Below are 5576 nucleotides of genomic sequence, written 5' to 3'. Positions count from 1 at the left end.
TGCCCGGATGCATGTCTGCGTGGAAGAAATTGTCGCGGAATACCTGCTTGAAGAAGATCTCCACGCCGCGCTCGGCGAGCACCTGGAAGTTCACGCCCATCTCGCGCAGCTGATCGAGGTGACGCAGGGAGACGCCGTGAATGCGCTCCATCACCAGCACATTGCTGCGGGTGAAATCCCAGAACACGATCGGGTGATAGATCAGCTCCGAGCCCAGCCAGTTGCGGCGCAGCAGCGAGCAGTTCGCGCCTTCGCGCATCAGGTCCAGCTCGTCGAAGATCACTTTCTCGTATTCGGCAACGACTTCGCGCGGCCTCAGACGCTTGCCCAGCGGATGCCAGCGTTCGGCGAACTCGGCGAGTGCGCGCAGCAGCGCTACATCCTTCTCGACCCGCTCCATCACGCCAGGGCGCAGCACTTTGACGACCACCTCGAAACCGGGATCGCCCTCGTCCTGCGGCTTCAGCCGCGCGGTGTGCACCTGGGCCACCGAGGCGGCGGCCAGCGGCGTTTCGTCGAACTCATGGAACAGCTCGGCGATCGGCTTGCCGAGCGAGCGCTCGATGATCGCTCGTGCTTCGGCGCCGGAGAACGGCTCGACCTGATCCTGCAGCTTGGCCAGCTCGGTCGCCACGTCGACCGGCACGATGTCCGGCCGCGTCGACAGCGCCTGGCCGAACTTGATGAACACCGGCCCGAGTTCCTGCAGCGCCAGCCGCAGGCGTTCACCACGCGGACGCGAGTCCGACGAAGGCTTGCCGCCCCAGAACTCGGACAGACCGTAACGGCGCGTGACTTTCCAGATTGCCCACAGACGCGGCGTTGCCTTGATCACGAGGTCTTGCTCCGCTGCAATTCTGCTTGCGCGAGACGCGCCTCGAAGCGATCCACGCCTTCCCGCAACTGGTCGACGCTATCCATCCATTCCTCGACATCGGCCACGCGGGCCAGGTCTTCGCTTTCTTCGGTGAGATATTCGGCGGCGTCGACGCTCAGGCGATCTGCCGCATTGCGACCCCAGCCGAACAGGCCCTTCAGGCCGCCGACCAGCCGATGCGCCGCGCCGTCGCCGATCACTTTTGCAACCAACTCCTCGGGATCGAAACCAACCTTGGTCAGCAATGCGTTGAAGCGATTCAGCAACTCGGTATCGCCGACCACTTCTAGGCCAGTGGGCAGGCCTTCGCGGCCGCTGACCGTGCTCAGCGCCAGCTTCATCAAGCGCAAGCTCGGTGCCGATACGAGCACATCCGGCTCGTCCTCGGCGATGTTGCTGACCCGCACACCAGTCGCGATCGGTTCGATCACGAAGATCCAGCCAAGGTCTGCAGCTTCGAGGGCGATGGACTTGCCTTCGAGCGCGGCGCAGTCATCGAGCACGCTGCGCTCCAAGCGCAGGTAGCGGTTCAGCGCAACTTCGACGGTCGCGCAAACAAGGGCAGGAGCCGGCATTTCAGTCGAGGCGATAACCGCGGTGGACTGCGACGATTCCGCCAGTCAGGTTGTAGACCTGCACGCGGGCGAGGCCGGCGGTTTCCATCATCCCTTTCAGCGTGTCCTGATCCGGATGCATGCGGATCGACTCGGCGAGGTACCTGTAACTATCCGCATCGTTGGCCACCAGCTTGCCCATCAGCGGCAGCAGCTTGAACGAGTACTGGTCGTAGACCTTGGTCAGCAGCGCGGTCTGCGGCTTGGAGAATTCGAGGACCAGCAGGCGACCGCCCGGCTTCAGCACCCGGCGCATCGAGGCCAGGGCCTTGTCCTTGTCGGTGACGTTGCGCAGGCCGAAGGCGATGGTGATGCAGTCGAATGTGCCTTCCTCGAACGGCAGGCATTCGGCATTGGCCTGCACCAGCGGCACGTCGACGACGCCCTTGTCGGCGAGTGCCGCGCGACCCTGACCCAGCATCGCCGCATTGATATCAGCCAAGGTGACCAGGCCACGGGTGCCGGCCAGCTTGCGGAATTCGCGGGCCAGATCGCCGGTGCCGCCGGCTAGATCGAGCACCTTCTCGCCGCTGCGCACACCGGCGAGATCGATGACGAAGCGTTTCCACAGGCGATGGATGCCGAACGACATCAGGTCGTTCATCACGTCGTACTTGGCCGCGACCGAGGAGAACACCTCGCGGACTCGTTTCTGCTTGTCGCCGACCGCCACCTGCTCGAAACCGAAGTGAGTGGTGCCGCGCGGGTTACGTTCGTCTTGCTGGGCCATGGGCGGCGGGGGAAGTCGGGTCGCGGCCATTATCGCAGTTCATCGGCTGCCCGCGCCCGGCTTCGCCCGCCGTCATCGCGCCAGGTAGAAGCTCAGGCGTTAACGGCGCTCATGTGTTCCTGCGGATAGCGCGTGCCGACCACGGTGCTGGCTTCGATCAGGTCGCGGATGGCCCGCAGTTCGGCGCTGCTCAAGGAGATCGACGCCGCCTTGGCGTTCTCGTCCAGTCGCTCGATGCGGCGGGTGCCGGGAATCGGCACGATGTCCGGCGCCTGGTGCAGCAGCCAGGCCAGGGCCAGCTGACCCGGCGTGCAGCCGTGCTGGTTCGCCCGTTCGGTGACGGCATCGACCAGCGCCAGATTCTGATCAAGGCTGTCGCTCTGGAAGCGCGGATTGTGGTGCCGCCAATCGCCGGCGGTGAGATCGCCCGGCTTGCGGATCGCGCCGGTCAGGAAGCCGCGGCCGAGTGGGCTGTACGGCACGAAGCCGATGCCCAGCTCGCGGCAGGTGGGCAACACCTCGTCTTCCATGTCGCGCGTCCACAGCGAATATTCGCTTTGCACGGCGGCGATCGGCGCCACGTAGGCCGCCCGGCGAATGGTAATTGCCGAAGCCTCCGACAAGCCGAGATAACGCACCTTGCCGGCATCGACCAGGCGCTGCATCGCGCCGACCGTTTCTTCGATCGGCACCGTGCGATCGACCCGGTGCTGGTAATAGAGATCGATGTGATCGACGCCGAGGCGCTTCAGGCTGGCATCGCAGGCGGCGCGCACATAGGCAGGGCTGCCATCGACTCGGACGAAGCTGCCGTCGGCCGCGCGGACATTGCCGAACTTGCTCGCCAGCACGACTTCATCGCGGCGCGTCTTCAGCAACTGGGCGATCAGTTCCTCGTTGCGGCCCACGCCGTACATGTCGGCGGTATCGAGAAAGTTGATGCCGATGTCGACAGCGTGATTGAGCACCGCGAGGTTCTGGGTGCCGTCCGCGGGGCCATAGAAATCGGACATGCCCATGCAGCCGAGGCCGAGCGCGGACACTTCGAGGCCGCCGAGTTGACGACGGGGATAACGAGTAGAGGTGTTGTTCATTGGATTGCTCCAGACGTGTGTGGAAGCTGCCGGCACAGTCTGGGAGCGCGATGCAGCACTGCGTTAGCCCGATGCTGGCGCATCCTTGCCTGATCCTGCACGGGGCTGTTTGGCGCCGGAGAATCGCCAAAACCGCAGCGCATAATCCGCTCACATTCAACAGCGGGACCTGACGATGTCTGACCAGACCACGGCGAGAATCCATCCGGCGAGCTTCGGGCTCGAAGCCCAGCAGGCCGAGCTGGCCGATCGGATGATGCGGCGCACACCGCTCGAAGGCGCCAACGATCCGGGCATTCCCGGCTTTTCGATGATGCGCATCAGCGAGCCTTCGCGGCCGCTGTCGACGGTCTACGAGCCGTCGATCTGCGTCGTCGTGCAGGGCAGCAAGCAGGCGATGCTCGGCAGCGAACGCTATGTCTACGATCCGCTCAACTACCTGGTGGTGTCGATGAGCCTGCCGGTGGTCGGCAATGTCATCGAGGCCACTGTCGCCAAGCCCTATCTGTGTCTGCGCATCGACATCGACGCCAACCAGGTCAACGAATTGCTGCGCCAGACGCCGGTGCCGGCAGCAACCGCCGCACCGCGCAACGGCGGCCGCGCGCTGTTCCTGGCTTCGACCTCCGCACAGTTTCTCGATGCCGTGCTGCGCCTGGTGCGCCTGCTCGATACGCCCGAGGAAGCCGCGGTGCTGGCGCCGCTGGCGCTACGTGAAATCCACTACCGCGTGTTGACCGGCGAACTCGGCCAGCAGCTCTGTGAACTGTGCGCGGCCGATGGTCAGGCACAGCGCATCGCCAGCACCATCGCGCTGCTGAAATCGCGCTACGCCGAGCCGCTGCGGATCGAGGAACTGGCCGATGCCGCGCACTTGAGCGTGTCGGCGCTGCATCATCGCTTCAAGGCGGTGACGGCGATGTCGCCGCTGCAATACCAGAAGCAGTTGCGGCTGCAGGAAGCGCGACGATTGATGCTGTCGGACGGCTGCGAAGCCGCGGTTGCCGCGCATCGCGTCGGCTATGAAAGCCCTTCGCAGTTCAGCCGCGAATATCGTCGGCTGTTCGGGGCTCCGCCGCGTGCCGAGACACAGGCTCAGCCGATCTTCAGACAAGCTGGGAGCTAGGGCGTTTTCCTTCGAATATCTACAAACAATCGTCATTCCCGCGAAGGCGGGAATCCAGTTTTAGCCGTAGCGCGCCGCATCAGAACTGGATGCTCGCCTTCGCGGGCATGACGAGATTTTATGAGGGCGTCTAGCGCAAGAGCGCCCTAATCGTCCGCCTGATCTTCGCCGAAGATTTCGCGCGTGAAGCCGAACTGACGCAGATCGCGGATGCGCTGCGGATAGAGAATGCCGTCGAGGTGATCGCACTCGTGCTGCACAACGCGAGCGTGAAAGCCGGAGACTTCACGTTCGATCGGTACGCCGTTCTCATCGCAGCCGCTGTAGCGCAGGCGGGTGTAGCGCGGCACCAGGCCACGCATGCCGGGCACGCTGAGGCAGCCTTCCCAACCGTCTTCCTGCTCATCCGATAACGCTGTCAGCACCGGATTGCACAGGATCGTGAACGGCACGTCCTCGGCATCCGGATAACGCTCGTTGTGCTCGACGCCGAAGATCACCACGCGCAGGCCGATGCCGATCTGCGGCGCGGCAAGACCAGCGCCGTTCAGCGAGGCCATGGTGTCCTGCATGTCGATCAGCAGCGCCCGCAGTTCCGGCGTGCCAAATGCGGTGATCGGTGCCGAAACTTCCAGCAGCCGCGGATCGCCCATCCTCAAGACGTCTCGAATCATGGTCAGCCCACCGGTTTGAACTTGCCGACGCCGAGTGCGGACAGTTTGACGACATCGCGATCGCGCGACATGCCGTGCTCGGCCAGGCGTTGCTCGTAGCGCGCCCACCAGGCGGTGTGGTTATCGGCCAGCTCGCGCAAGGTTGGCCAGGAATACAGGCCGCTGTCATGGCCATCGTCGAACTTCAGCCGCACTGCATAGCGGCCGACCGGCTCGACCGCGCTGATGTTCACCTCGCGCTTGCCCGCCACCAGCATGGTTTCGCCACCGCCGTGGCCGCGTACTTCTGCACTCGGCGAAAAGACCCGCAGATACTCCAGCGGCAGCGAATCGATCCGGCCATCGGGCCAGACCACTTCGAGCAGGCGCGACTTGCGATGCAGCTTGATGTCCCTGGGAACGGCGTTCGGAACTGCGACCATCGGTACGGCCTCTTCGGCGGGTGAGCGAAAGCGGTCGCC

7 protein-coding genes are annotated in these 5576 nt (G+C 64.4%); 1 reads left to right on the top strand and 6 read right to left on the bottom strand.

The window, feature by feature from the left end; all coding sequences use genetic code 11:
• The 4 genes from QZY06_RS03870 to QZY06_RS03855 all read right to left on the bottom strand — a co-directional run.
• Positions 1-835: AarF/UbiB family protein (locus QZY06_RS03870; RefSeq protein WP_295680439.1), on the bottom strand; the 835-nt coding region annotated here is incomplete at its 3' end.
• Positions 832-1452, bottom strand: coding sequence for an SCP2 sterol-binding domain-containing protein (locus tag QZY06_RS03865; protein WP_295680437.1), 621 nt, complete (start codon positions 1450-1452; stop codon positions 832-834). The genes QZY06_RS03870 and QZY06_RS03865, both read right to left, overlap by 4 nt.
• 1 nt (position 1453) lies before the next feature.
• Positions 1454-2221, bottom strand: coding sequence for a bifunctional demethylmenaquinone methyltransferase/2-methoxy-6-polyprenyl-1,4-benzoquinol methylase UbiE (gene ubiE, locus QZY06_RS03860; protein ID WP_295680435.1), 768 nt, complete (start codon positions 2219-2221; stop codon positions 1454-1456).
• Positions 2222-2313: 92 nt separating this feature from the next.
• Positions 2314-3315 carry an aldo/keto reductase gene (locus QZY06_RS03855; RefSeq protein WP_295680432.1) on the bottom strand — a complete coding sequence of 334 codons (1002 nt, stop codon included), beginning with the start codon at positions 3313-3315 and terminating at the stop codon, positions 2314-2316.
• A 175-nt stretch (positions 3316-3490) separates the two neighbouring features.
• Here QZY06_RS03855 and QZY06_RS03850 point away from each other — a divergent pair, with 175 nt between their 5' ends.
• Positions 3491-4441 (top strand): AraC family transcriptional regulator, encoded by a 951-nt coding sequence (locus QZY06_RS03850; protein ID WP_295680429.1) that lies wholly within the window; start codon positions 3491-3493, stop codon positions 4439-4441.
• Between the two features lie 146 nt (positions 4442-4587).
• Here QZY06_RS03850 and def read toward each other — a convergent pair whose 3' ends face one another.
• Together def and QZY06_RS03840 are read right to left on the bottom strand one after the other, a co-directional pair.
• A complete protein-coding gene (gene def / locus QZY06_RS03845) occupies positions 4588-5115 on the bottom strand; it encodes a peptide deformylase (RefSeq protein ID WP_295680426.1) in 528 nt (175 codons plus the stop codon).
• A gap of 2 nt (positions 5116-5117) precedes the next feature.
• Positions 5118-5537 carry a DUF971 domain-containing protein gene (locus QZY06_RS03840; RefSeq protein WP_295680441.1) on the bottom strand — a complete coding sequence of 140 codons (420 nt, stop codon included), beginning with the start codon at positions 5535-5537 and terminating at the stop codon, positions 5118-5120.
• Positions 5538-5576: the final 39 nt, after the last annotated feature.

Source organism: uncultured Nevskia sp. (assembly GCF_903885465.1).
In the GTDB taxonomy this organism is placed as follows: Bacteria; Pseudomonadota; Gammaproteobacteria; order Nevskiales; family Nevskiaceae; genus Nevskia.
Note: the sequence above shows the minus strand (reverse complement) of the source record. Positions and strands in the feature narration are given on the sequence as shown.

Coding starts and splice junctions, on each gene's coding strand:
- ubiE (WP_295680435.1), bottom strand. CDS start 2,221: ATGGCCCAGCAAGACGAACGTAACCCGCGCGGCACCACTCACTTCGGT.
- def (WP_295680426.1), bottom strand. CDS start 5,115: ATGATTCGAGACGTCTTGAGGATGGGCGATCCGCGGCTGCTGGAAGTT.
- QZY06_RS03855 (WP_295680432.1), bottom strand. CDS start 3,315: ATGAACAACACCTCTACTCGTTATCCCCGTCGTCAACTCGGCGGCCTC.
- QZY06_RS03850 (WP_295680429.1), top strand. CDS start 3,491: ATGTCTGACCAGACCACGGCGAGAATCCATCCGGCGAGCTTCGGGCTC.
- QZY06_RS03840 (WP_295680441.1), bottom strand. CDS start 5,537: ATGGTCGCAGTTCCGAACGCCGTTCCCAGGGACATCAAGCTGCATCGC.
- QZY06_RS03865 (WP_295680437.1), bottom strand. CDS start 1,452: ATGCCGGCTCCTGCCCTTGTTTGCGCGACCGTCGAAGTTGCGCTGAAC.